This is a genomic window from Brevundimonas naejangsanensis DSM 23858 (genome assembly GCF_000421705.1).
Lineage (GTDB): Bacteria > Pseudomonadota > Alphaproteobacteria > Caulobacterales > Caulobacteraceae > Brevundimonas > Brevundimonas naejangsanensis.
Genome location: NZ_ATXN01000002.1, coordinates 821818 through 845911, shown reverse-complemented (window position 1 = coordinate 845911; position 24094 = coordinate 821818). Strand labels below are relative to the sequence as shown.

Here is a 24094-nt window from a genome sequence, read left to right as displayed (position 1 = left end):
GTCAGACCTTCAGATCGACGCGGTCAGGCGTCAGGGAAAGGGACGTCCAGGCGCTGGGCGGCGGAACGAGGGAATCGGCCTCTGCGGCCAGGCGGGCGGCGCCGGTGAAGGCGCGGCGGTCGGGCTGGCGCTCAAACGCGCCGCCGCCGAAGCCGGACGAGGGGTCGCGCTCGGCGAACTCCAGGTCGTCGCTCGACAGGTGCAGCCCCGCCTCCATCAGCTGGCGACGCAGTTCATCGGCGCGGGCGCGCAGGTCGGCGGCGGCGGCCGGGGTGTCGAAGGCCAGACGGGCCGTGACCTGACCGTCGGACTCGATCTCAAGGCTGACATCGACCCGGCCCAGACCCTCGGGCGTCAGCGCCATGTCGAAGCGGGTCGAGCGGCCGTCCAGCTTCTTGATGATCTGGGCGGCGATCTGGGCGGTGGTCTCGACCGTGGCGCGCGACAGATGGGACAGGCCCAGATCGCGTGGCGCGCCAGACTCCTGCGGCGCGGCCGTTTGGGCGGCGGCGGGCGGCTGGACCGGCGCGTCCGCGTCGGCGGCGGGCGGGGCGGGGGCGGGCGTCGGCGGCGTGGGGAGCGTTGCGGCTGTAGTCGGGCGAGCGACGGCTCCAGCTGCGACGGTCGCCGGAGTATCGCTTGTCTTGAGACGGTCGGCCGCCGACAGATCGGAGCCGCCTTCCGTCTGCGCTGCCGCCTGAACGACTTCGCGCGCAGACGCCAGGCGCTCGCCCGCGCCGGAGCGGAAGCCGGTCACGCCCGGCATGGCGGGGGGCTGGCCGGGCGGCGAAGGGAGGGCGGAGCGGTCGGGCGTCGAACCTTCAGCCTGCGTCTCGCCCTCGGCGGGCGCGGCTTCGATCGGGGCGTCAGATCCTACGGGGGCGGGGGCGGTCGCCTTGAGGGCGGCGAGCGGCGCGGCGGGGCTGAGCGCGAGCCCGTTCGCAGCGGGCGCTGCCGGGTTAGCGGGCGCGGCGAATGCGGACGAAACGGCAGTTGCGGCGGCCGCGATGGGTTCTGCGTCCTGCGTCTCGGCCTCGGTGTCCGCCGTCTTCTCAGAAGCGGGTTCTTCGGCCGCGGCGTCCGTGTTCAGCGGGGCGTCGTCGCCTTCAATCGTCAACGCCGGTGCGCCGGCCGCAAGCTGTTGAGGCTCAGGCGTCGGGGCGAACCAGACCGGAATCATGGCGACGGCCGCGCCCATGTCGTCGGGCTCAGTCTGCGCGGCGGGAGTCCGGACGGACGGCGGAGCGGGGGCTGGGGCTTCGGGCGTCTCTTCCTTGAGCATCAGGTCCGCGAACATGGCGCTGTCCGTCGCCGCCTCGATCGAGGCGTCCGGGCCCGCGCCGTCGGGGGCGGCGGGCGTCAGGACAGACAGGATGTTGATGGCGGACATGCGGCGGGCAGGCGCTTTCGGTCGTGTAAGGCGGCGCCTGCTGCGCCTGGGTCATTCGGCAGAGGCCCCGCAAGCCTTGGGCCAAGTGCAGGTTGTCTAGTTAACCTATTGAATTAACGCCATATTCAGAACGCGCGGCGCGCCGTTTTCGTTTTCCCGCGCCGGGCGCTTCTTGCCGCGCCTGTCGCTTTTTGCCGGGCGAAGAGGCCGCCGCACGACTTGGCCCGCGCCTTGCCTCCCTCACCTGGGAACGCACAGGGGCCGAATGCCGATGTCGAGGAAAATCAAAGAGATGGTCAGAAGACCTGCTCGTTTCGCCGGGCAAGATCTGCACGCTCGCCTGCAAGGCTTGCCGGGCGGGCGGTCGCCGGCGTCAGGAGGCGTCTGATGTCCCTTAACTCGATCATGAACATCGCCACCTCGGGCATGAATGCGGCCCAGACGCAGCTGCGGGTGGTTTCGGACAACGTCTCCAACGTCAACACGCCCGGTTATGTCCGCAAGATCGCCGACCAGCAGTCCTGGGCCAGTCAGGGCGTGGGCGCAGGCGTCGAGATCGCCCGCATCCGCCTGGCGACCGACCGTTTTCTGCAGGCGGCCAGCCTGAACGCCAGCGCCGACGCCGGGCGCCAGACGGTGCGCTATGAACTGTATGACCGCATCCAGTCGATGTTCGGCGACCCCGGCGCCAACAGCGGTTTCTTCTCGCAGATCGACAGCGTCTTCGCCGCCTTCGCCGCCTCGGCCGAGAATTCGACCTCCGGTCCCGCGCGTCAGGACGCCATCTGGAAGACCCAAGGGCTGTTCGACGAAGCGGCCCGCATCAACAGTCAGATCCAGTCGGTGCGCGAAGACGCCGACGCCCGCATCAAGAGCGCGGTCGAGACGGCCAACAGCCTGCTGGAGCAGATCGAAAAACTGAACGTCGAGATCGCCAAGGCTACGGTGGTCAATGCGGACTCATCCGGCGCCCAGACGGCGCAGGCCGCCCTGATCGACCAGTTGTCCGGCCTCATGGACGTTCGCATCACCGGGCGTGCGGTCGGCGGGGTCGAAATCCGCACCGGCGCCGGCATCCTGCTGGCGGGGCAGGGCGCGGCCAAGCTGGACTATGTGCGCGCGGGCGCTGTCGCGGCCGAGACGGTGTTCAACGAGATCACGGTCATAGAGCCGCCTGCCGGAAAGGCTCGCTCCCTGGCCGAAGGACTGAGTTCGGGCGAGATCAAGGGCCTGCTGGAACTGCGCGACGGCGAGGCCCCGGCCACCGCCGAGCGTCTGGCTGAACTGATGTCGCGGCTAGCGGATGAACTGAACCGGGCGCACAACGCCTCCTCGGCCGCGCCGCCGCCGAACAGCCTGACCGGGCGCAATGTGGGCCAGTCGCTGGAGACCGCGCTGGCGGGCTTTACCGGCCGAACCTCCATCGTCATCACCAATGATCAGGGCGTCGCCCTGCACAAGGTGGACCTGGATCTGGCGACGATGAACCCGGCGACCTTCCTGGCCGATCTGAACGCCCAGCTGGGAACCAACGGCAGCGCCAGCTTCGTCGACGGGCGGCTGAAGATTGAGGGCGCGCCGGGAACGGGGGTCGTGGTGGTCGACGATCCCGCCGCGCCGACGAACAAGGGCGGGCGGGGCTTTTCGCACTTCTTCGGCCTGAACGACCTGATCTCCAGCGACCAGCCGGCGATGTACGAAACCGGCATGACGGGCGCGTCGCAGCATGGCTTCCCGGCGGGCGAGACCATCACCTTCCGCTTCAGCGATGCGGCGGGCGCCAAGCTGCGTGATGTCCAGGTGGCGGTCCCCGCGGGCGGCGACATGACCAGCCTGCTGGCCGCGCTGAACGATCCGATGACGGGCGCCGGGCGGATGGGGACCTTCAGCCTCAATGCGGCGGGCGAGATGGCGTTCACCCCGCGCCCCGGCTCCGGCGCCCAGCTTTCGGTGCTTCAGGACCGCACGACACAGGTTCCGTCAGGCGTGTCGATGAGCGCCCTGTTCGGCCTGGGCGGGGCGCGCGCCTCGCGTGCGGACGCCTTTTCTGTCCGGGCGGACATTGTGCGCGACCCGGCGCTGATGGCCTTCGCTCAAGCGGACGCGACGGGCGGTCTGGGCACGGCCGTCGTAGGGCGGAATGACGCGCGCGGCGCCCGGCTTCTGGCCGCTGCGAGCGAGAATGCGACGACCTTCTCTGCGGCGGGCGGATCGGCGGGCGGCTCCATGTCTCTGTCGCGCTATGCGTCCGAACTGTCGGGCGAAATCGGCAGCCGCGCCGCAATGGCCAAGAACAACGCTGTCAGCGCCACGGCCCTGGCCAAGGAGGCGACGGCGCGGCGGACCTCGGTCGAAGGCGTTAATCTGGACGAGGAGCTGGTGCTGATGACCACCTATCAGCAAGCCTTTAACGCTTCGGCGCGCATGGTTCAGGCCGCCAAGGACATGTACGATATCCTGCTGGGGATGGTGCGATGACCCGCGTCTCGACCTATGGAAACTACCAATCGGCCCTGCTGGACCTGATGTCGGCCCAGTCGCGCGCCGAGACGGCCCAGAAGAAGGTCAACACTCAGAAGAACGCCACCGATCTGGTGGGCTTCGGGCGGGGATCGGAAACGGTCAGCGCGCTGAAGTCCAGCCAGACCCGCATCCAGACCTTCATCGACACCAATAAGGCCGTCGCCGCCCGGCTGGAGACGCAGGACCTGGCGATGGACCGCGTCGCCGACGCTGCGACCGCCGCGCGCCAGGCCCTCGCCGACGCCATCGCCGCCGGACGTATGGACGCGCTGATGGGCTCGCTGGAAAGCCTGTTCATGGAGGCTCAGGACGGGCTGAACATGAAGCATCAGGGCAAGTATCTGTTCAGCGGCGGGGCTGTTGACCGCGCGCCCGTGGACCTGCCTGACATCCCCGGCCAGCCTGGCGCGACCATGATGGCCAAGCTGGCCGCCTTGCCTGATGAGAATGCGGCCTTCCGCAACGATCAACTGAAGCAATCGTCCTGGCTGGACGAGAACGTGTCGATGGACACCGGCTTCCTGGCCGACGCTATGGGGGCGGAGTTGTTCGCCATCTTCCGCGACATTCAACTGGCCCATGAGGCGACGCCGCTGGAAGGGCAGATGACCGACGCGCAGAAGGCTTTCCTGACCACTCAGATGGGGCGCTTCGAGGCGGCGGCCAAAGGCGTCGTTGAACTTCAGGCCGCCAACGGCGGAATGCAGAACCGGGTGGATCGCCTGCTGGAGTCGCAGGAGGCGCGCAAGATCTCGGTCGACACCATCCTGGCCGGCAAGACCGACGCCAACATGGCTGAGGCGGTTGTGGAGCTGGAGATGGCCCAGATCGCCCTGCAGGCTTCGGCCCAGGTGATCAGCCAACTGCGGCAGGTCTCGCTGCTGGACTATCTGCGCTAGAGCGAAATCGGTTCACATGCGATCGCATGTGAACCCAGATATTCGCTCGAGTGATTGATCTGGACCATTGATCTGAGTTCGGATTGATTCAATCCGAACCGATAATGGTCTAGGCCTTTGCTTTTCGACGCCTCTGAACAAAAATCCTCCCACGACGTTCACAAAGCTGCGCCGTGACGGGAGGGCTTGGCTTGCGCTCAGCAAGGCCGGAAGAGATCAAGAGTTGTCATCAGTCGTTGACGTCCGGTGAAAAGCATAGCTTTAAGCCGCGTAGGCGCGCGGACGGGCCTGTGTCAGTGTCGAGCTCATGAATCGGGCGGATTTCCAGATTGACGATCATCAGGACGGACAGGCGCGCCTGCGGTTGGCCGGCGACTGGTCGACGGTGTCTGTCGGGCGTCTGGGCGACCGGCTGAAGTCCGAACTGGACGGGCGATCGGTTACGGCGCTGGATCTGGACGATCTGGGCCGTTTCGATACGGCGGGCGCTTTGGCGGTGGCCCAGGCGATGAGCAGCCCCATTCCCGAATCCGCCTGGTCTGCCCGGCCCGAGGCGGGGCGGCTGTACCGTATGGTGGCCAAGCTGGACTGTATGACGACGGAGCCGCCGCGCCGATCCGCGCCGATGACGCGCGGCTTCGCCAAGGTCGGTCGCGGGGTCTATGATTTCGGCGCTGAAGCCATGCTGTCGCTGGCCTTTCTGGGCCGCTTGATGGCCGCCGTCATCACGACGCTGAAGCACCCCGGCAGCATCCGCTGGGCCGCCTGGTTCAGTCAGGCGGAGCGCACGGGCCTGGACGCCATTCCCATCGTGGTGGTGACCAACTTCTTCATCGGCGCTGTGGTGGCCTTCATCGGCGTGGACCTGCTGACCCAGTTCGGCGCCGGGGTCTTCTCGGTGCAGTTGATCGGCGTCGCCGTCTTCCGCGAGTTCGCTGTGGTGATCACGGCGGTGCTGCTGGCGGGCCGCTCGGCCTCGTCCTTCGCCGCCGAAATCGGCTCCATGCGCATGACGCAGGAGGTGGACGCCATGCGGGTCATGGGGGTCGATCCCTTTCAGGCCCTGGTCATTCCGCGTCTGGCGGCCCTGCTGGTGATGCTGCCCCTGCTCACCTTCCTGGCGATGGTGGGCGGGCTCCTGGGCGGGGTGCTGGTGTCCTGGAGCCAGCTGAACCTCGGCCCGGCCTTCTTTTTCCAGCGGTTGGTCGAGGACGGCTATATGCCGACCCACATGATGGTGGGTCTGATCAAGGCGCCGGTCTTCGCCCTCGTCGTCGCGGCCATCGGTTGCCGACAGGGCATGTCGGTGGCGGGCGATGTCGAAAGCCTGGGGCGCCGGGTCACGGCGGCCGTGGTGCAGGCCATCTTCGCCATCATCCTGCTGGACGCCGTCTTCGCCCTGATCTTCATCGAGCTGAAAATATGACGGGCGAGACGCGCAAACCGGACGACCGCGAGGCCGTCATTCAGGTGCGGGGCCTGCTCAGCCAGTTCGGCGAGCGGGTTATCCACCAGGACCTGGATCTGGACGTGATGCGCGGCGAAGTGCTGGGCGTCGTCGGCGGGTCCGGCACGGGCAAGACGGTGCTGTTGAACTCCATCATCGGCCTGAAAGAGCCTGAGGGCGGGGAAGTGCGTCTGTTCGGCGAGGACCGCAGCGCCATGACCAAGGAAGAGGCCGCCGCCGTCGAGCGCCGCACCGGCGTGCTGTTCCAGCAGGGGGCGCTGTTCTCCTCCCTGTCGGTGCTCGACAATGTGGCATCGCCGCTGGTCGAACATACCCATCTGCCGAAGAACACGATCCGTGAACTGGCCGAGATGAAGGTCGCCATGGTGGGGCTCAAGCCCGAGGCGCTCTACCTGAAACCGGCGGAACTGTCGGGCGGGATGCGCAAGCGCGTCGGCCTGGCGCGGGCGCTGGCGCTGGACCCCGAGCTGGTCTTTCTGGACGAGCCGACAGCGGGGCTGGATCCCATCGGGGCGGCGGCGTTCGACGACCTGATCCGTCAGCTGTCGGATGATCTGGGGCTGACCGTCTTCATGATCACCCACGATCTCGATAGCCTGTACGCCATCTGCGACCAGGTGGCGGTGCTGGCGGATAAACATGTTGTGGCCAAGGCGCCGGTCGCTGAGCTGGAACGCTCTGACCACCCTTGGATCAAGGAATACTTCCTGGGGCCGCGCGGACGCGCCGCCCACAAGACCGCGGCCTGAGGAGGGCGCGAAACGATGGAAAGAGACGCTCATTACGCCGCCGTCGGCATCGCCACCGTCGCCCTTCTGGTGGCGCTGGCCGTGTTCACGATCTGGCTGGCGCGGTTGCAGTTCAACAAGGACTACGATGTCTATGACATCATCTTCTACGGTCCCGTGCGCGGCCTGTCGGAAGGCGGCGAGGTCCACTTCAACGGCATCCGCGTCGGTGAAGTGACGAACCTGAACCTGGACCCCAAAAAGGGCGATCAGGTCATCGCCCGGGTGCGTCTGAACGGGACGACCCCGGTGCGCGTCACCTCGCGCGCCCAGTTGGAGCCGCAGGGCATCACGGGCCTGAACTACATCCAGATCACGGCGGGCGAGGCGTCCAGCCCGCTTCTGAAGGACCAGTATCCCGACAATGTCGTCCCGGTGATCCAGAGCCAGCCCAGTCCACTGGCTGAATTGCTCAGCGGCTCGGGAACGGTGCTGGCGCAGACGGTCGACGCCCTGAACCGCATCAATCGGGTCATGTCGGACGACAATATCCGCAGCTTCTCGTCCAGTGTGAAAAACGTCGAGGCCCTGACCGCCGAGCTGGAAGCCCGCAAGGGCATGTTCCAGCAGCTGGAAGAGACGATCGCCAAGGCCAACGCCGCAGTCGGCGAATACCAGGCCCTGGGCGTCAGTGCGCGCCAGATGGTCGATACCGACGGCAGGCAGGCTATCGCCAATATCAACAAGGCGACGCAGGAAGCTCAGGCCGCCATCGCCTCGATCAATCGTTCGGCGTCCGGTCTCGAAGGGCCTCTGGGCGATTTCGGTACACAGACAGTGCCGCAGTTGAACGACACCATCCGCCAGCTGGATCAGGCGACGCGCTCGCTGCAGTCGCTGATCGACAATGTGCGCGACAGTCCGCGCGACTTCTTCGCCAAGGCGCCGTCCAAGGAAATCGAGGTGCAGCCATGATCCGCAACCGATGGATGACCGTCGCCGCCTGCGCTGGGTTTGCAGCGGCCTTGTCCGGCTGTGCTGTGCTGGCCACGCCGGATCCTGTTCAGTTGTATCGCTTTGGCGGCGCATCCGCCTACGCCGGGACCGGAGCGACCTCGGCCTGCCCTGACGTTCATGTCGCCATGCGTCGGGTCGAGTTTCCTGAGGCCGCGCGCGGTGACCGTATGTTGGCCGTAACCGGAACCGAAGCCGCCTACATCAAGGGCGCGCGCTGGGTGTCTCCGGCCGAGACCCTGTTCGAAGAAGCTCTGCGCAACGCCTTTGCCGACGGCGGCGCCTGCACGGTCCTGAGCAGCGGTCCAATGGCCCGCAACGGCCTGTTGCTCAGCGTCGACGTGCGCCGCTTCGAGGCGGCCTACGCCGCGCCGGGCGCCGTGCCGGATGCGAACATCGTCGTGCTGCTGCGTCTGGTTCGGCCGGGGGACCGCTCCATCTTGGCCGAGGATCGCCTCTCGGTCAGCGAGAGCGCGGGCGCCAACCGCCAGTCGGCCATCGTCGCCGCCTTCGACCGCGCCACGGCCGAGGCCAGCCGCCAGATCGTCCTGTGGACCGACCAGCAGGGCTTCCAGGCGACGCGGGATTAAATCTCTTCTCCCCTTCAGGGAGAAGGAAGACATGGAAAACCCCGGCGACCGCGAGGTCGCCGGGGTTTTCTGTTTTCAGAAGCGGAAGAGGGCGGTTCAGCCCACGCCCGGCGCCACCGTGTAGTCGGCCTCGGTCTTGGCCGCGACCTCGTCCAGCGTGACGCCGTCGGCCAGTTCGATCAGTTCCAGACCCGAACCGTCCGGCTTGACGTCGAACACCGCCAGATCGGTGATGATGCGGCTGACTACGCCCGCGCCGGTCAGGGGCAGGGTGCATTCCTTCAGCACCTTGGACTGACCGTGCTTGTTGGCGTGATCCATGACCACGACCACGCGCTTGACGCCCGCGACCAGGTCCATGGCGCCGCCCATGCCCTTCACCAGCTTGCCGGGGATCATCCAGTTGGCGATGTCGCCGTTCTGGGCCACTTCCATAGCGCCCAGGATCGACAGGTTGATGTGGCCGCCGCGGATCATGGCGAAGCTGTCCGAGGAGCTGAAATAGCTGCTCTCGGGGATTTCAGTGATCGTCTGCTTGCCGGCGTTGATCAGGTCGGGGTCTTCCTCGCCCTCATAGGGGAAGGGGCCCATGCCCAGCATGCCGTTCTCGCTCTGCAGCGTGACGGTCATGCCCTGCGGGATATAGTTGGCGACCAGCGTCGGGATGCCGATGCCCAGGTTCACATAGAAGCCGTCCTGAAGCTCTTTCGCGGCGCGTTCAGCCAGTTGTTCGCGAGTACGGGCCATGATTACGCTCCCTTCTGACGGACGGTGCGCTGTTCGATGCGCTTTTCGGAAACGGTCTGGATCAGGCGGTCGACATAGACGCCCGGCGTATGGATGTGGTCGGGGTCCAGCGAGCCGACGGGGACGATCTCTTCCACCTCGACCAGCGTCACCTTGCCCGCTGTCGCCATCATCGGATTGAAGTTGCGGGCCGTCTTGCGGAAGACGAGGTTGCCGCGCTCATCGGCCTTCCACGCCTTGATGATGGACAGGTCGGCGACCAGCCCCGTCTCCATGACGTATTTGCGGCCGTCGAACTCGCGCACTTCCTTGCCTTCGGCGACCAGGGTGCCGACGCCGGTGGCGGTGAAGAAGGCGGGGATGCCTGCGCCGCCCGCGCGGATGCGCTCGGCCAGGGTACCCTGCGGGTTGAACTCCAGTTGCAGCTCGCCGGCCAGATACTGGCGCTCGAACTCCTTGTTCTCGCCGACGTAGGACGAGATCATCTTCGCGATCTGGCGCGTCTCCAGCAACTGGCCCAGACCGAAGCCGTCCACGCCCGCATTGTTGGAGATGACGGTCAGGCCCTTGACCCCCGTGTCGCGTAGACCCGCGATCAGGTTCTCGGGAATGCCGCACAGGCCGAAGCCGCCGGACATGACGGTCATGCCGTCGAATGTCAGCCCCTCCAGCGCGGACTTCACGTCAGCGTAAATCTTGCCCATCGGACTCCCTTTTTCACCGTCTGATGAATATCGCGGTCTTCTCCGTCCTTAAAGCGGGCGAGAGAAGGGGGCAAGCGCCATGCGTCGAAAGGCTCGGCGGTTGACCGCGCGGCCCGGGGGCGACACACCTAGGCTCACAGAAGACTTAATCTCAGTGGGGAAACTCCATGCGCAATCGACTGATGCGGGCCGCATTGCCCGCTCTGGTTCTGGCTGCGGCCGTTCCGGCCCTGACGCTGCCGGTCGCAGCGGTCGCCCAGGAGGCGGCGGCGACCTATCAGCAGCCGCCCGCGCCGATCGCACAAATCCTCGACGCCAAGCCTAACCCCGGCGTCAGTGTCAGCCCGGATCGCAAGACCCTGCTGCTGACCGACCGCTCCAACCTGCCCAGCATCGCCGAATTGTCCGAGCCGATGCTTCGCTTGGCCGGATACCGCATCAACCCGCGCAACAACGGCCCGGCCAACAGCCGCGTCTCCTGGCTGACCGGGCTCAGCTTCCAGTCGATCGACGGCGGCGCCGCGCGGCCGGTCACGGGCCTGCCCGTCAATGCGCGCCTGACGAACACCAGCTGGGCGCCGGACGGCAGGACGGTCGCCTTCCTGGTCAATGTCCCGAACGGGCTGGAGCTGTGGGTCGCCGATGTCGCTCAGGCCAAGGCGCGCAAGCTGAACGGGCCGATGGTCAACGCTGCCTCGGGTTCGGGCTTCTCCTGGCTGCCGGATTCCTCTGGCCTGCTGGTTCTGGCGGTTCCGGCCGGGCGGGGCGTAGCCCCGAACGTGGATCATCCGCCCGAGGGTCCGATCATCACCGAGACGGGCGGCCGCGCCGCTCCCGTGCGCACCTATCAGGACCTGTTGTCCAATGCGGGCGACGAGGCCCTGTTCGACTATTACTTCACCAGCCAGCCGACGGCGGTGTCGCTGAACGGCCGCGCTCGCACTGTGGGGCAGCCGGGCGTCATCCTGGGTCTGTCGACCTCGCCGGACGGCCGCTACATCCTGCAGACGCGGGTGAAGAAGCCTTATTCCTATGTCGTGCCGGCCAGCCTGTTTCCGTCCGACGTCATCGTCACCGACCTGAACGGCCGCGAGGCGCACCGCGTCGCCGACCTGCCGCTGCGGGATAATGTGCCGACGCCGTTCGACGCCGTGGCGCCGGGGCCGCGCTCGGTGCAGTGGCGCGCGGACGCCGACGCCACCCTGGTCTGGACCGAGGCTCAGGACGGCGGCGATCCGCGCAACGCCGCCGAGGTGCGTGACCGCGTCTTCATGCTGCGCGCGCCGTTCAACGACCGGCCGCAGGTGCTGCTTGACCTCAAGGAACGCTACGCCGGGACCATCTGGGGCCGCGACGACGTGGCCATCGTCAACAGCCGCTGGTTCAACACTCGGCATGAGACCCGCACCCTGGTCGATCCATCCAATCCCGGCGCGGGCCGCGTCCTGGTCGATCGCAACTATCAGGACCGCTACAATGATCCGGGCTCGGTGATGACCGAGCCGAACGCGCGCGGCCGCTCGGTCATGCGCTTCAACGCCGACGGCTCCAAGGTCTTCGTGGAGGGCGGCGGGGCGACGCGCGAGGGGCAATATCCCTTCCTCGACCTGATGGATCTCAAGACCGGCGCGTCCGAACGTCTGTGGCGCTCGTCCCAGGGCGAATACGAAACCGTCGTCGGCGTGCTGGACGAGAACGGCCGCAAGCTGGTCACCTATCGCGAAAGCCGCACCGACCCGGCCAACCTGCGCGTGCGCGATCTGGACGGGGGCGTCACCCAACTGACGCACTTCCCGGACCCGGCGCCGCAACTGGCCGGGGTCAGCCGCGAGCTGATCACCTACACCCGCGACGACGGGGTCGAACTGTCGGGGACGCTGTATCTGCCCGCCGGTTACGACAAGGACCGCGACGGCCCGCTGCCGCTGTTGATGTGGGCCTATCCGGCCGAGTTCACCGACGCCGCCGTTGCCGGTCAGGTCGTCGACACCGACAACCGCTTCGTGCGGCCGGGCGGCTCCAGCCACCTGTTCCTGCTGACGCAAGGCTACGCCATCCTGGACAACCCGACGATGCCGATCATCGGCCGCGACGGGGCCGAGCCGAACGACACCTACATCGAGCAACTGTCCGCCAGCGCCAAGGCGGCGGTCGACGCCGTGGTGGCTCTGGGCGTGGCGGATCGCGACCGTATCGCCGTCGGCGGCCACTCCTACGGCGCGTTCATGACGGCCAACCTGCTGGCGCACACCGACCTGTTCAAGACCGGCATCGCCCGCTCGGGCGCCTATAACCGAACGCTGACGCCGTTCGGCTTCCAGGCGGAACAGCGGTCCTATTGGGAGGCGACCGACACCTACAACGCCATGTCGCCCTTCACCTACGCCAACAAGATCAACGAGCCGATCCTGCTGATCCACGGCGAAGAGGATGACAATTCGGGCACCTTCCCGGTGCAGACCGAACGCTTCTATGCGGCGCTGAAAGGCAATGGCGCCACGGCGCGCTACGTCGTTCTGCCGCTGGAGGCGCATGGCTACCGCGCGCGGGAGTCCGTCGGTCATACCCTGTATGAGATGGGCGCCTGGCTGGATCGCTGGATGAAGCCGGCGGCGACGACCGGACAGGAGTGATCAGCGATCCCACTCCGGCGTCTCGCCATAGAGACCGGACAGGAAGTCGATGAAGGCGCGGACGCGGGTTTCAGCCCGCGCCCGCCCGGCCGTCAGGGCGAAGATGGCTACGTCCGACGATCCCGCATACTGCGGCAGCACCACCTTCAGTCGCCCGTCGCGCAGTTCGTCGCCGATGTCCCACGTCGAGCGCAGGGCGACGCCGACGCCCGCCAGAGCCAGTTCGCGCGCCACTTCGCTTGAGTTGGTCCGCACCCGGCTGCGGGCGCGGAAGACGACGGGGCCTTCCGGACCCTCCAGCCGCCAGGTCGATTGATTTTCGGCGGCCAGTTGGGCGTGACGGCGCAGGTCTTCCAGGCTCTCGGGCGCGCCGTGCTCGGCCAGATAGGCGGGCGAGGCGCACAGCACGCGCCGGTTCGGCGCCAGTCGGTGCATCAGCGGGTTGTCCGCCTCATAGCCGCCGATCCGCACCGCCACGTCCACGTCCTCGGCCATCAGGTCGACGAAGGCGTCGGTCAGACTCAGTTCCAGCGTCAGGCGCGGCTGCGCCTCCAGAAACGGCTGCAGCAGCGGCGCCAGCCGTCGCCGCCCGAACGAGGTCGGCGCCGAGACGCGTAGCAGGCCGCGCGCCTGCGTCGTGCGGCGCGACACCACGGCCTCCAGATCCTCGACCCCTTCCAGCAGCTGCGCCGCGCGGTCATAGACCAGCCGCCCGGCCTCCGTCGGGGCCAGACGGCGCGAGGTGCGCTCGATCAGCCGCACGCCCAGCCGGTCCTCCAGCCGCGCCAGCCTTCGCGAGGCCACGGCGGGCGAAAGGTCCAGCCGCCGCGCAGCGGCGGACAGGCTGCCTTCCTCCAGCGCCCGGACGAAGATTTCATACTCGGCCAGCATGGCGGGCTCTCATCATTGCAGATTTTGCAAAGATAAGCAGCTTTCTTCGCCGTGGATAGCGGCGGCCATTAGGGCGTAGTCTTCAGGCTGAAGGAGACTGCCATGTTCGACGCCCCCAAGACCCCCGCCGACGCCTATGCCCGCCACGGCAGCCTGAAGGTCGCCGCCGAACTGGACGCCTTCGTGCGCGATCAGGCGTCGCCGGATACGGGTGTGAGCGCCGCCGCCTTCTGGGCCGGGGTCGAGGGGCTGCTGGCCCGCTTCGGCCGCCGCAACCGCGACCTGCTGGAGCGCCGCGACCAGCTTCAGCACAGGCTGGACGACTGGCACCGCGCCTATCCGGGCCAGCCGGATCAGGCGGCCTATCAGGCTTACTTGCGCGAGATCGGATATATCGAGCCAGAGCGCGACGGCGTGCAGGCCGAGACGGCGAACGTCGATCCCGAGATCGCCTCCATGGCCGGGCCGCAGTTGGTCGTGCCGCTGACCAACGCCCGCTATCTGCTGAACGCGGCCAATGCGCGCTGGGGCAGCCTGTACGACGCGCTTTACGGCACCGATGCGCTGGGCGAGGCGCCGAAGGCGGGCGGCTATGACGTCGAGCGCGGCGCGCGCGTCATCGCCCGCGCCCGCGCCTTTCTGGATCAGGCGGCGCCGCTGGCGACCGGATCGCACGCTCAGGCGACGGCCTATCGGGTCGAGCACGGCCGGTTGATCGTGACGCTGGACGGCGGGTTGGAGACGGGGTTGGCGGGCGCGGATGTGTTCGCGGGCCATTCCGGCAAGGCCGATGCGCCGTCGGGCGTCCTGCTGCGCCACAACGGCTTGCATCTGGAGATCGTCATCGACCGCGCGCACCCCATCGGCCGTGACGACCCGGCGGGCGTCGCCGATGTTGTGGTCGAGGCGGCCCTGTCGGCCATCGCAGACGCCGAGGACAGCGTCGCCGCCGTCGATGCGGCGGACAAGCGGCTTGTCTACGCCAACTGGCTGGGCCTGATGCGCGGCGATCTTCAGGCCGATTTCCAGAAAGACGGCCGCACGGTCGAGCGGCGCCTGAACCCGGACCGCCTCTATACGGCGCCGGACGGATCGAAGCTGGCGCTGAAGGGGCGCAGCCTGATGCTGGTGCGCAATGTCGGTCTGCACCTGACGACCGACGCCGTGCTGGACGCCCACGGGCGCGAGACGCCCGAGCATCTGCTGGATATCGCCATGACCGGCCTGATCGGCCTGCACGACCTGCGCCGCCCGGCCGAGGCGCGTAACAGCCCAGCGGGATCGGTCTATGTGGTGCGGCCCAAGATGCACGGTTCGGACGAGGTAGCCTTCACCGACGACCTGTTCGGCGCGGTCGAGACCATGCTGGGCCTGCCCGCCCTGACGCTGAAGATGGGCATCATGGACGAGGAGCGTCGCACCAGCGTCAACCTGATGAACTGCATCGCGGCGGCGAAGGGCAGGGTGGTCTTCATCAACACCGGCTTCCTGGATCGCACGGGCGACGAGATCCACACGGTGATGGAAGGCGGCCCCGTCGTCCGCAAGGAGGCGGTGCGCGAGACCGGCTGGATCAAGGCCTATGAGGACCGCAACGTCGACATCGGCCTGAAGGCGGGTCTGTCGGGGCGGGCGCAGATCGGCAAGGGGATGTGGGCCGCGCCGGACCGCATGGGCGACATGCTGGCGGCCAAGGCGGGCCATCCGCGCGCAGGCGCCTCGACGGCGTGGGTTCCCTCGCCGACGGCGGCGACCCTTCACGCCCTGCACTATCACGAGGTCGACGTCTGGTCGCGTCAGGCCGAGATCGCGACGCGCGCACCGACCGGACTGACGCCGCTGCTGACGCCACCGTTCGCGACCGGAACGCCGGGCGGTGATGAAATCCGGCAGGAGCTGGACAACAACGCCCAGGGCATCCTCGGCTACGTCGTGCGTTGGGTGGATCAGGGCGTCGGCTGCTCCAAGGTGCCGGACATCCACGACGTGGGCCTGATGGAGGACCGGGCGACTCTGCGCATCTCCAGCCAGCATCTGGCCAACTGGCTGCGCCATGGCGTCACGACCGAGGACGAGGTCTTAGAGGCGCTGAAGCGCATGGCCGTGGTGGTGGATCGCCAGAATGCGGGCGACCCAGCCTATCGCCCGCTCGCTCCTGCCTATGACGGCCCGGCGTGGCAGGCGGCGTGTGATCTGGTGTTCAAGGGCAGGGAACAGCCGAATGGCTATACCGAGCACCTGCTGACTCACTGGCGCCGGAAGGCTAAGGCGGGCTGAAAGGGATCGCCGCAATCCCAAAATGAAACAATTTCTTGCCTGATCGCAAGCGCCGCCTTAAAGACGCTGTTGGTGTTTACGTTTCTTTAACCTTTTGCCGAGGGGTGTTTTTCGCCTCCTGCGCGCAAGATGTCCCAAAATGGGATGGCATGGCTCTTGGAACGTTGACCGCAGAAGCTCTTTCGGTGGGAGAGGGCGCCGCTCAATGCGGCTGGGGAGCGATCAGGTGGGCGGGTTCTTGACGACATCAGGGCGTGCGCGCGCGCCACGGCGGGCCACGGTGCTTGCGGCGGCCGGCGCTATGGTCGTGGCGGTTGCGTCCTCGGCCGAAGCCGAACCGATGAGCGCGGGCAACATTGTAGACATCGGCGCGCAACTGGAGGTCGCCCTCAAGGGCCGCATCGTCCAGCGGTGCGAGATTCAGGGCGGCGAGAGCATCGACCTGGGCGAACTGAGGGGCGGTCTGGTGGCGGCTGCAGGGTTCGGTCTGGATTGCAACGTGCCGTTCGACATCAATGTCTCTTCGGCGCGAGGCGGTCTGGCTCACGCCAGCCAGCCCCAAGGAGAGGGGCCGTTCGCGGGCATGCTTCCCTATGACCTCAAGGTGACGGTGCCGACCCGCCATCCCGAACGCGAGGTCGTTGTCGAAGGACGGTTTTTTTCGCCGGACATGATGGCGCACGCTGTGCTGAGCAGCGGCGACGGCATCGCTTCCGGGCGGGGGTGGTTGGAGCTTCGAACTCGAGCGCCTTCGGGCGCTGGCCTGCTGGCTGGCCGGTATAGAGAAACCCTGACCATGACGATAAGTCCGAGAGTTTAGCAATTAACTCATATTACTTCTATATAGAAACAATATATCTTTTCTATACGGCTAATATTTAGTCCTAATATTGCAATTCCTTCGCAAATTTTAGTATTGATCGTAAATTTATTGTAAAAAACTTATTGACTATTGACTTCTTCATGTCATAACGACGTTCTAGAGCAGAGGTATTGCTCTGTTCTTTGAGTAATCACTCTTGAAACCGTTTGGAGACTTCCAATGAAGATCGCTTCCCTTATCGCGGGCGTCGCCGCCGTCGCTCTGACCGCCGGCACCGCCTCGGCTCAAACCGCCGTCTCGACCCAGTCGCTGATCGCAGGCAAGCCGACCAACGTCGGCGATGTCGGCAACGCCGGCGCCTCCTTCTCGGTCACGGCTTCGGTGGCCAAGGATTGCGTCCTGGGCATCGCTGACACCAACAGCCTGGATTTCGGTGAAATCGGCATCTACGCCGACGGCAGCGCCGGCGTTGAGAACGCCTTCCGCATCGCCGGCCACACCTGGGGCGAAGTCCGCACCAACCTGGCTGGCTGCAACACCGCCAACACGGTCACCCTGACCAAGACGGGCGGCGTCGATGGTCTGAAGAACAACGCTGCGGGCGGCTACGACGACAACGTCTTCCAAGCCAACCTGCCGTACAGCGCCCACGCCTACTACACGGCCGGCGGCCAGACGGACGTCGGTCCGGGTACGACCGGCTATCACGTGGCCTCGAACTCCAACACCGGCGTTGCGGGCGTTGCGACGCACGGCGCCTGGCGCTCGAACCTGACCGTGACGGTCAACATCCCGGCCCCGGCTAAGGCCGTGGTCGCCGGCGCCTATCAGGACACGCTGACGCTGACGCTCGCCGTCATCTAAGCCGTCTCTGAGTAGATCGGCGCGGGGGGAGTGCGAACTCCCCCCGTTCTGGTTTCAGCTTCGAATTCAGCCTCGGAGCGGGCGCGGGCCTTGGACGCCGCCGCCAAGGCTTTCGTTAAAATGTTTCGAGTATCTTGGTGTGGGAAGCGGAAGGGGCATGTCCATAATGAAGGCGTTACGTTTTGGCGCGCGCTGGAAGGCTGCGGCCCTTGTTTTTGTGGCGGCTCTCGTTCTGACGCCCGTCGCCTGGGCGATGCGCGTATCGCCCATGGTGGCGGAACTGACGACTTCGGGCGCCGGCTCGGTCGCCCGTATCGAGGTGGGCAACGCTGGATCGGCTGCCATGCCGTTCGAGGCGACGATCACCCGTATCGACTTCATGGACGACGGCTCCCTGGTGGAGACCCCCGCTGACGAGGATTTCCTGGTGTTTCCGCCGCAGGGACTGGTCCCGGTGGGCGGCCGCCAGGTGGTGCGGGTCCAATGGGTGGGCGAGCCGAACATCGACACCTCGCGCGCCTATTATCTGACAGTGCGCCAACTCCCCGTGTCCACGGACGTCGAGGCAGGCGAGGCGGACACGCCCAGCCTGGCCGTCACGGTACTCTACACCATGAAGGCGTTGCTGGTGGTGGCGCCTCCCGGCGCTGAACCCGATGTCCATGTCGTCTCGGCCGAGCCGATCGTCATTCCCGCGCCGGAGCCCGATCTGGATGTCCCGCAGGCGCCTGAGGGCGCGGAACCGGCGACCGCTCCGACGGAAAGCGCAACCCCGGCGGAGCAGCCGGGCGTGCGGGTCGTGGTGAACAATCGCGGCAAACGCTACGCTCTGATGAGCGGCGCGACCTGGATCATGGAAGGCACGGGCCTGGACGGTCAGCCCTTCAGCCATCGCTATGACGGCGGCGAGATTTCACGCCTGATCGGCGTCGGCTATGTCGCGGCCGCCGGCGGCCAGCGCACCTTCATGGTCCCGACCTCCGTGCCACTGGACCCCGCCAAACCCGTCACCATCAGGTTCGCGCGATGAAGAAAGGGGGGGTCGGACTGGCGACGTTCCTTTTCGTCGCCAGTCCAGGGGGAAACAGCGTCGCTCAGGTATTGCCCGTCGGCGATATAGAGCAGCCGGCTGTCGCGACGAAGGATCGGCCGCGGCTCAATCCCTACGGTCGGGACATCAACATCACTGCGCCGCTGCAGTTCAACAACCGCATCCTGGGCGAGGTGGCCGTTCTGCTGACGCGGGACGATCGTTTCCTGGTCGACAGCGGCGACTTTCTTCGCTTCGTCAAACCCCTGCTGACGCCCGAGGCGGAGGCGGCGCTGGCGCGGACGCTGGAAGGCAAGCCGACATTCGAGGCGGGCGGGCTGACCGAGGCCGGCATCTGGCTGGAATATGATCCAAACCAACTGGCTCTGCTGGTCGTTCGGATCGATCCGGCCAATCGCGTGGTCGAGAGCCTCTATGAGACCGGCCGCGCCGAAGCGCCGGCCGAGGCGCCGGAAAGCTTCAGCGCCTATCTCAACTCCAACATGGTGATGAGTTATCGCCATGCCGAGAGCGAGACGCCGCTTCCGAGTCTGTTTCTGGATGGGGCGGCGCGTTTCGGCAATGTGGTCTTCGAAGCCGATGTTCAGGGCAGCGAGGATCTGTTCGACGGCCAGTATCGGGTTTCGCGGCGTTACGCCCGCATGGTCTATGACCAGCCGGAAGCTTTCCGGCGATGGTATCTGGGCGATCTGACGCCTGAGACGCGCGGGCGTCAGGGCTTTGTGGAAATGGGCGGCGTGGGCGTGTCGCGCCAGCGCCTTCGCTTCGACACCTTCCGCAATAACGTCCTGACCGGCGGGCGCCAGCTCTTGTTGCAGGAGGCGGCGACCATTCGCGTGCTGCGCAACGGCGTTTTCCAGCGCGAATTCCGACTCGACCCCGGACAGTACGACATTTCCGGCCTGCCGCTGGACACGGGCAGCAACGACGTGCGCCTGGAGATCCAGAGCGAGTCTGGACGGGTCGAGAGCCTGGCCTACCGGGCCTATGTTGACGCCATCGACCTGGAACCAGGCGATTATGAATACGGCGCCTATCTGGGGGTGACGAGCGCGACCGCCTTCGGCGGGCGGGATTATGAGGATGGCCATCTGGCCTTCTCGGGCTTCTGGCGAAAGGCCTTCATCAACCGGCCGGCTGTGGGCTTGGGGATGCAGCTTTCCGAAGACATCCAGACGCTGAGCGGCCAGAGCCAGCTCATCCTGCGCAACGGCGCGCGCCTGGGCGTTGATGGCTCGCTCAGCAACGGCCCGGAGGGCGGTGGTTACGCCTATGCGCTGAGTTATGATTACGCCGCCGACGAAGGCGAATCCTACAGTAGCTGGAACTTCGTCGCCGACTATGTGTCCGAAGACTATGCGACGATCGGCGGAATGTTCGCCAATCCCACCTCCTGGACCTTCAGCGGCAGTTATTCGCGGCGGTTGACGGAAAACTGGTACGGCAACCTCAACGCCTCCTATCGGGTGTCGCGCAGCGACATCGTGGACGACGCCTACAGCATCGGCCTGTCATCGACCTATCGAGTGAACCCGCAGTGGTCGGTGCGCCTGGGCGCCGAGGCGGCGGATTACGGCAATCTGCTGGGCGAGCGGAACAGCCGGGGCGTGGGCGTCACCTTCGCCCTGATCTGGCAGCCCCGCTATGATCGTCGGGCGGAGGCGCAATACAGTTCCGCCAGCAACATCGGATCGGTGCGGTATCAGCAGATGTCGTCGGGTCAAGCCGGGTCGGTCGGCTATTCCCTGGCCTCGACCTACAACGACGGGCCAGGCTCGCTCTCCGGCCAGGTCGACTATGTGGGCAACCGCTTCGACGCCAGCCTGTCGCACGCGGCCTATGGCCGAAGCTTCTCGAATATCACGGACGACCAGGTCTCGACCCTGCGGATCGGCTCGTCGATCGCCACGGCTGGCGGCAGGGGCGGCGTCGGGCGCAACATCGGCGACAGCTTCGCCCTTGTCTATCCGCACGCCTCGCTGGGCGATCGCGATGTGATCGCCGGAGACAGTCTGCAGGACGGGCGTCGCACCGCGATCAGCGGCCCCCTGGGCGCCGCCGTGTTCAATCGGTTGACCTCCTACGCCAACCAATCGGTCCGTTATGACGTGATCGATCCGCCGATCGGCTACAACATCGGCGAGGGGGTGCGCCGGGTGCATCCGGCCTATCGCAGCGGCTATGCGATCGAGGTCGGCGGCGCCAAATTCGTGAGCGCGGTCGGCCGCCTGACGGGACGGGACGACAAGCCGGCCGCCCTTCTGTCGGGTCGAATTCGCGCTTTGGACGATGCGGGCATCGCGCCGGAACTCTTCTTCACCAATTCGGTGGGGCGCTTCGCCGTTCAGAACCTGGAGCCGGGCAAGAGGTATCGGGTGGAACTGTTCTCCGAACCGGCCGCTGAGTTTGAATTCACGGTCCCGGCGGACAATGAAGGCCTGCTTGATCTGCGCGTCGTCAGCGTTCCCCTCGATGTGCCTGAAGACTGAAGCCAAGGAGGCTGTAATGTCCCGTGTTGGTATCCTGTCCGCCATGACGGCCGCCGCCGCCCTTGTCTTGAGCGCGGGCGCGGCCGACGCCCAGGTTTCGCAAGGCGGAGGGTGCCGCCTGGCGATCGAGACGGCGGCGGACGAATGGCTGCTTCGTTACGATCCTTTCGATCAGGATGCGGCCCAGCAGACCTTTGATCTGGCGGTGGTGAACCAGGGCGATGCGCCGTGCGCCGCGCGCACGCGGGTCGATCTGCGCGGCGAAGCCTTCGGTCTGGCGCGCGTGGATGGCGGGAGACGTCTGGACTACGTCCTGGTCGAGGAACGGGCGGGGGCGGACGTCACCCCCCGCGCGGGTGTGAGCACGCGCCGCCTGGGCGGACGGATGCTGGATCTGGCGCCGGGCGAGCGTGGTCTGCTGCGCTTCTCGCTCGCGACAGGCGCTCACGAAATCGTCGCCGCCGGCCGCTATACGCAACACGCCTTCGTCAATCTGGAGACCGAGGACGGCCAGCCGCTGGCTGAAAGGCCTATCGCCCTGACGGTCGAGATTCCGCGTGTCGCTGTCATGGGATTGAAGGGCGAGTTCCGCCGCAGCGGCGGCATGGCCACCATCGATCTGGGCGAACTGAAGGAGGGCGCCCGTTCGCTGCGCACGACCCTTTATGTGCTGAGCACCAGTGGCTACGCCGTGTCCGTGACCTCCCAGAATAGCGGCCAGCTGCGGCAAGGGACGAGTGGCTGGTATGTCACCTACGCCCTCAGCCTGGGGGGGCAGGCTGTGGATCTCGGCGGCGGCGGTCGTCTGGAGGTGGCGTCGCGCGGGCCGCGGTTCGACGACTATCCGCTGGCCCTGACCATCGGCGAGACGGCGGGCAAGCGCGCGGGGGAATATCGCGACATCCTGACTTTCACCGTTGCCGCGATCTGAAGCGACGACATCAAGACAAAGACCCCGCCGAGCGATCGGCGGGGTCTTTTGATTCAGGTCGGCGTCCGCGGCGTCAGATAGGCTGGATCGTTAGCGACAGGATCAGCGGCTCGTCCAGTTGGACGTCATCGAAGCGATAGGCGACGGTGCGGATCGTCGCCATGGTTGAGCGGCGCAACTCCAGCGAGCCGGCCCTGGCCAGGTTCAGCGTGCGCTCGCCATAGACGATGCGGACCGTCTCGGTGTCCGACAGCGGGCGATACTGGGCCGAGACGGTGAAGCCGCCGGGGCTGTTGCAGGCCTCGATCACCGAGCCCGCCCGGCCGGCTTCGGCCATGACAGTGGTGTCAGGGCGCACCCAACAGGCGACCGGCACGGTGGCGCGCAGTTGATACGATCCTCCGGCGGTCGGACCCGCCGCCGCGACCTGGGGCGCGCTCACGGCGGCCAGGCCGGCGGCGATCCCCAGAAGCGCACGGCGTTTTGCCGACAACAGCTTGGTCATGACGTCCTCATCACCCTTGATTTCAAGGCGACGATACGGGACCGTCCTTAACGTCAAGCGATCAGACAGGCTTAGCGGCAGCTTAAGCCCTATCGTGAATCGGCGCTAACCCTGTCGGCCCGCCTGGAGGAGTTGGAGAGGTGGCGGGACGCCGAGCGGAACGCATGAGGACCCTGGGCGCTCCATGACCCACGTCGCGGACCGCCATGGGCAGGACCTGTCAGGTCTTGCCGCCCGCGCGGCCTTTGGCCAGTTCGCGGTTCAGCCACAGGGCCAGCAGGGTGCAGATGGCGCCCGACAGCAGATAGGCGCCGCCCGCCACCAGGCCGAACCTGCCTGACAGCGCCAGGGCCGCCAGCGGGGCGAAGCCTGCCCCGAACAGCCACGCCAGGTCCGAGGTCAGGGCCGAGGCGGTGTAGCGGTTCTTCAGGCTGAAGCTGGAGGCGATGGCGCCCGAGGCCTGGCCGAACGACAGGCCCAGCAGGATGAAGCCCAGGATCATATAGGTCAGTTCGCCCGCCGGGCCGCCGTCCAGAAGCTGGGGCGCGAAGCCCGAGAAGGCGGCGATGCCCGCCGCCGTGACGGCCAGCAGGGCGCGGCGGCCATAGCGATCGGCCAGCCAGCCCGAGGCCAGGATGGCGAACAGGCCGAAGACGGCGCCGATCAACTCGATCATCAGGAAGCGGCTGGGCGCCTCGTCGGTGTAGAGGAAGACCCACGATAGCGGGAACACCGTCACCATGTGGAACATGGCGAAGCTGGCCAGAGGAGCGAAGGCGCCGATGATGATGTCGCCGCCTTCTTCGCGCACGGCCTTGGTCACAGGCGCGGGGTGCAACTCCAGCGTCTCGAAGGCGGCCTGGAAAGTCGGCGTCACCACGATGCGCAACCGGGCGAACAGGGCCACGACGTTGATGGCGAAGGCCACGAAGAAGGGGTAGCGCCAGCCCCAGTCCATGAAGTCGGCCGCCGACAGCTTGCTCAGGAAATAGGCGAACAGGGCGCTGGCCACGATCAGGCCGATCGGCGCCCCCAACTGCGGGACCATCGCATACCAGCCTCGGCGCTTTTCAGGCGCGCTGACGGACAGCAGGGAGGCCATGCCGTCCCAGGCGCCGCCCAGTGCCACGCCCTGACCGATCCGCAGGGCGATCAGCATGGCGGCCGACCAGTGACCGACCTGCGCATGGCTCGGCAGGAAGCCCAGGCAGACGGTCGACAGGCCCAGCAGGAACAGGGCGATGGTCAGCTTGGTCCCGCGCCCGAAGCGTCGGTCGATGGCGATGAACAGGGCCGTGCCGAACGGCCGGGCGATGAAGGCCACGGCGAAGACGGCGAAGGACAGCAGCGTTCCGCCCAGTGGGCCCGCATAGGGAAACACCAGCTGCGGAAACACCACGACCGAGGCGATGGCGTAGACGAAGAAGTCGAAAAACTCCGACGTCCGGCCGATGATGACGCCGATGGCGATTTCGCCCGCGTCGATTTTGCCGTCTCGTGCGTTGATCCGGCTGGCGTCCCGTTCAAGGGGCTCTGAAGAAGGCGCGCCGCTGGCTGCGTTCATGAC

Annotated in this window: 19 protein-coding genes; 13 read left to right on the top strand and 6 right to left on the bottom strand. The window is 66.7% G+C overall.

The features are described 5' to 3' along the window. Window position 1 precedes the first annotated feature (1 nt). Entirely contained in the window at window positions 2–1390 is a 1389-nt protein-coding gene (locus tag H556_RS16620; protein ID WP_245559411.1) for a flagellar hook-length control protein FliK, read from the bottom strand. A gap of 387 nt (window positions 1391–1777) precedes the next feature. Between H556_RS16620 and flgK the strand changes: the two genes are divergently transcribed. The 6 genes from flgK to H556_RS0104290 all read left to right on the top strand — a co-directional run bounded on the left by flgK (window position 1778) and on the right by H556_RS0104290 (window position 8612). Then, a complete protein-coding gene (gene flgK, locus H556_RS0104315; protein WP_024353264.1) occupies window positions 1778–3868 on the top strand; it encodes a flagellar hook-associated protein FlgK in 2091 nt (696 codons plus the stop codon). Next, window positions 3865–4812 carry a flagellin gene (locus H556_RS0104310; RefSeq protein WP_024353263.1) on the top strand — a complete coding sequence of 316 codons (948 nt, stop codon included), beginning with the start codon at window positions 3865–3867 and terminating at the stop codon, window positions 4810–4812. The genes flgK and H556_RS0104310 overlap by 4 nt, the downstream gene beginning before the upstream one ends. A 307-nt stretch (window positions 4813–5119) precedes the next feature. Beyond that, window positions 5120–6238, top strand: coding sequence for an ABC transporter permease (locus H556_RS0104305; RefSeq protein WP_024353262.1), 1119 nt, complete (start codon window positions 5120–5122; stop codon window positions 6236–6238). Continuing rightward, the gene (locus tag H556_RS0104300) at window positions 6235–7029 is read left to right on the top strand and encodes an ABC transporter ATP-binding protein (protein WP_024353261.1); all 795 of its coding nucleotides are present in this window, start codon (window positions 6235–6237) and stop codon (window positions 7027–7029) included. The genes H556_RS0104305 and H556_RS0104300 overlap by 4 nt, the downstream gene beginning before the upstream one ends. Window positions 7030–7044: 15 nt before the next feature. Next, window positions 7045–7983 carry an MlaD family protein gene (locus tag H556_RS0104295; RefSeq protein WP_024353260.1) on the top strand — a complete coding sequence of 313 codons (939 nt, stop codon included), beginning with the start codon at window positions 7045–7047 and terminating at the stop codon, window positions 7981–7983. Beyond that, complete coding sequence (locus tag H556_RS0104290) at window positions 7980–8612, top strand: ABC-type transport auxiliary lipoprotein family protein (protein WP_024353259.1); 633 nt, start codon at window positions 7980–7982, stop codon at window positions 8610–8612. The genes H556_RS0104295 and H556_RS0104290 overlap by 4 nt, the downstream gene beginning before the upstream one ends. 96 nt (window positions 8613–8708) lie before the next feature. Here the strand turns inward: H556_RS0104290 and H556_RS0104280 are convergent, their stop codons facing one another. Further along, the gene (locus H556_RS0104280; protein ID WP_024353258.1) at window positions 8709–9359 is read right to left on the bottom strand and encodes a 3-oxoacid CoA-transferase subunit B; all 651 of its coding nucleotides are present in this window, start codon (window positions 9357–9359) and stop codon (window positions 8709–8711) included. 2 nt (window positions 9360–9361) lie between these two features. After that, entirely contained in the window at window positions 9362–10063 is a 702-nt protein-coding gene (locus H556_RS0104275; RefSeq protein WP_024353257.1) for a CoA transferase subunit A, read from the bottom strand. Between the two features lie 167 nt (window positions 10064–10230). Between H556_RS0104275 and H556_RS0104270 the strand changes: the two genes are divergently transcribed. Continuing rightward, window positions 10231–12696: a S9 family peptidase gene (locus H556_RS0104270; RefSeq protein ID WP_245559410.1), complete on the top strand. Its 2466-nt coding sequence runs from the start codon at window positions 10231–10233 to the stop codon at window positions 12694–12696. Here H556_RS0104270 and H556_RS0104265 read toward each other — a convergent pair whose 3' ends face one another. Continuing rightward, window positions 12697–13587: a LysR family transcriptional regulator gene (locus tag H556_RS0104265; RefSeq protein ID WP_024353255.1), complete on the bottom strand. Its 891-nt coding sequence runs from the start codon at window positions 13585–13587 to the stop codon at window positions 12697–12699. A gap of 102 nt (window positions 13588–13689) precedes the next feature. On the opposite strand from H556_RS0104265, the gene H556_RS0104260 reads away from it, so the two are divergent. From H556_RS0104260 to H556_RS0104235, 6 genes are all read left to right on the top strand, one after another. Beyond that, window positions 13690–15864, top strand: a complete 2175-nt coding sequence (locus H556_RS0104260; RefSeq protein WP_024353254.1) for a malate synthase G — start codon at window positions 13690–13692, stop codon at window positions 15862–15864. A gap of 280 nt (window positions 15865–16144) precedes the next feature. After that, a complete protein-coding gene (locus tag H556_RS0104255; protein ID WP_155802403.1) occupies window positions 16145–16684 on the top strand; it encodes a hypothetical protein in 540 nt (179 codons plus the stop codon). Window positions 16685–16906: 222 nt separating this feature from the next. Continuing rightward, window positions 16907–17551, top strand: coding sequence for a hypothetical protein (locus tag H556_RS0104250; protein ID WP_024353252.1), 645 nt, complete (start codon window positions 16907–16909; stop codon window positions 17549–17551). A gap of 157 nt (window positions 17552–17708) precedes the next feature. Next, on the top strand, window positions 17709–18581 hold the full coding sequence (locus H556_RS0104245) for a fimbrial biogenesis chaperone (protein WP_024353251.1): 873 nt from the start codon (window positions 17709–17711) through the stop codon (window positions 18579–18581). 71 nt (window positions 18582–18652) lie between these two features. Beyond that, the gene (locus H556_RS0104240) at window positions 18653–21091 is read left to right on the top strand and encodes a fimbria/pilus outer membrane usher protein (protein WP_024353250.1); all 2439 of its coding nucleotides are present in this window, start codon (window positions 18653–18655) and stop codon (window positions 21089–21091) included. Between the two features lie 16 nt (window positions 21092–21107). Continuing rightward, the gene (locus H556_RS0104235; protein ID WP_155802402.1) at window positions 21108–22022 is read left to right on the top strand and encodes a hypothetical protein; all 915 of its coding nucleotides are present in this window, start codon (window positions 21108–21110) and stop codon (window positions 22020–22022) included. Window positions 22023–22095: 73 nt separating this feature from the next. Here the strand turns inward: H556_RS0104235 and H556_RS15560 are convergent, their stop codons facing one another. Together H556_RS15560 and H556_RS0104225 are read right to left on the bottom strand one after the other, a co-directional pair. Further along, the gene (locus tag H556_RS15560; RefSeq protein ID WP_024353248.1) at window positions 22096–22527 is read right to left on the bottom strand and encodes a hypothetical protein; all 432 of its coding nucleotides are present in this window, start codon (window positions 22525–22527) and stop codon (window positions 22096–22098) included. Window positions 22528–22747: 220 nt separating this feature from the next. Beyond that, window positions 22748–24091: an MFS transporter gene (locus tag H556_RS0104225; RefSeq protein WP_024353247.1), complete on the bottom strand. Its 1344-nt coding sequence runs from the start codon at window positions 24089–24091 to the stop codon at window positions 22748–22750. Window positions 24092–24094: the final 3 nt, after the last annotated feature.

Bases quoted from the DNA above. Each gene is read 5' to 3' on its own strand.
- H556_RS0104275 (WP_024353257.1), bottom strand. From the start codon at position 10,063: ATGGGCAAGATTTACGCTGACGTGAAGTCCGCGCTGGAGGGGCTGACA.
- H556_RS0104260 (WP_024353254.1), top strand. From the start codon at position 13,690: ATGTTCGACGCCCCCAAGACCCCCGCCGACGCCTATGCCCGCCACGGC.
- H556_RS0104300 (WP_024353261.1), top strand. From the start codon at position 6,235: ATGACGGGCGAGACGCGCAAACCGGACGACCGCGAGGCCGTCATTCAG.
- H556_RS0104245 (WP_024353251.1), top strand. From the start codon at position 17,709: ATGTCCATAATGAAGGCGTTACGTTTTGGCGCGCGCTGGAAGGCTGCG.
- H556_RS0104235 (WP_155802402.1), top strand. From the start codon at position 21,108: ATGTCCCGTGTTGGTATCCTGTCCGCCATGACGGCCGCCGCCGCCCTT.
- H556_RS0104270 (WP_245559410.1), top strand. From the start codon at position 10,231: ATGCGCAATCGACTGATGCGGGCCGCATTGCCCGCTCTGGTTCTGGCT.
- H556_RS0104305 (WP_024353262.1), top strand. From the start codon at position 5,120: ATGAATCGGGCGGATTTCCAGATTGACGATCATCAGGACGGACAGGCG.
- H556_RS0104250 (WP_024353252.1), top strand. From the start codon at position 16,907: ATGAAGATCGCTTCCCTTATCGCGGGCGTCGCCGCCGTCGCTCTGACC.
- H556_RS0104225 (WP_024353247.1), bottom strand. From the start codon at position 24,091: ATGAACGCAGCCAGCGGCGCGCCTTCTTCAGAGCCCCTTGAACGGGAC.
- H556_RS16620 (WP_245559411.1), bottom strand. From the start codon at position 1,390: ATGTCCGCCATCAACATCCTGTCTGTCCTGACGCCCGCCGCCCCCGAC.
- H556_RS0104310 (WP_024353263.1), top strand. From the start codon at position 3,865: ATGACCCGCGTCTCGACCTATGGAAACTACCAATCGGCCCTGCTGGAC.
- H556_RS0104295 (WP_024353260.1), top strand. From the start codon at position 7,045: ATGGAAAGAGACGCTCATTACGCCGCCGTCGGCATCGCCACCGTCGCC.
- flgK (WP_024353264.1), top strand. From the start codon at position 1,778: ATGTCCCTTAACTCGATCATGAACATCGCCACCTCGGGCATGAATGCG.
- H556_RS0104290 (WP_024353259.1), top strand. From the start codon at position 7,980: ATGATCCGCAACCGATGGATGACCGTCGCCGCCTGCGCTGGGTTTGCA.
- H556_RS0104280 (WP_024353258.1), bottom strand. From the start codon at position 9,359: ATGGCCCGTACTCGCGAACAACTGGCTGAACGCGCCGCGAAAGAGCTT.
- H556_RS0104265 (WP_024353255.1), bottom strand. From the start codon at position 13,587: ATGCTGGCCGAGTATGAAATCTTCGTCCGGGCGCTGGAGGAAGGCAGC.
- H556_RS15560 (WP_024353248.1), bottom strand. From the start codon at position 22,527: ATGACCAAGCTGTTGTCGGCAAAACGCCGTGCGCTTCTGGGGATCGCC.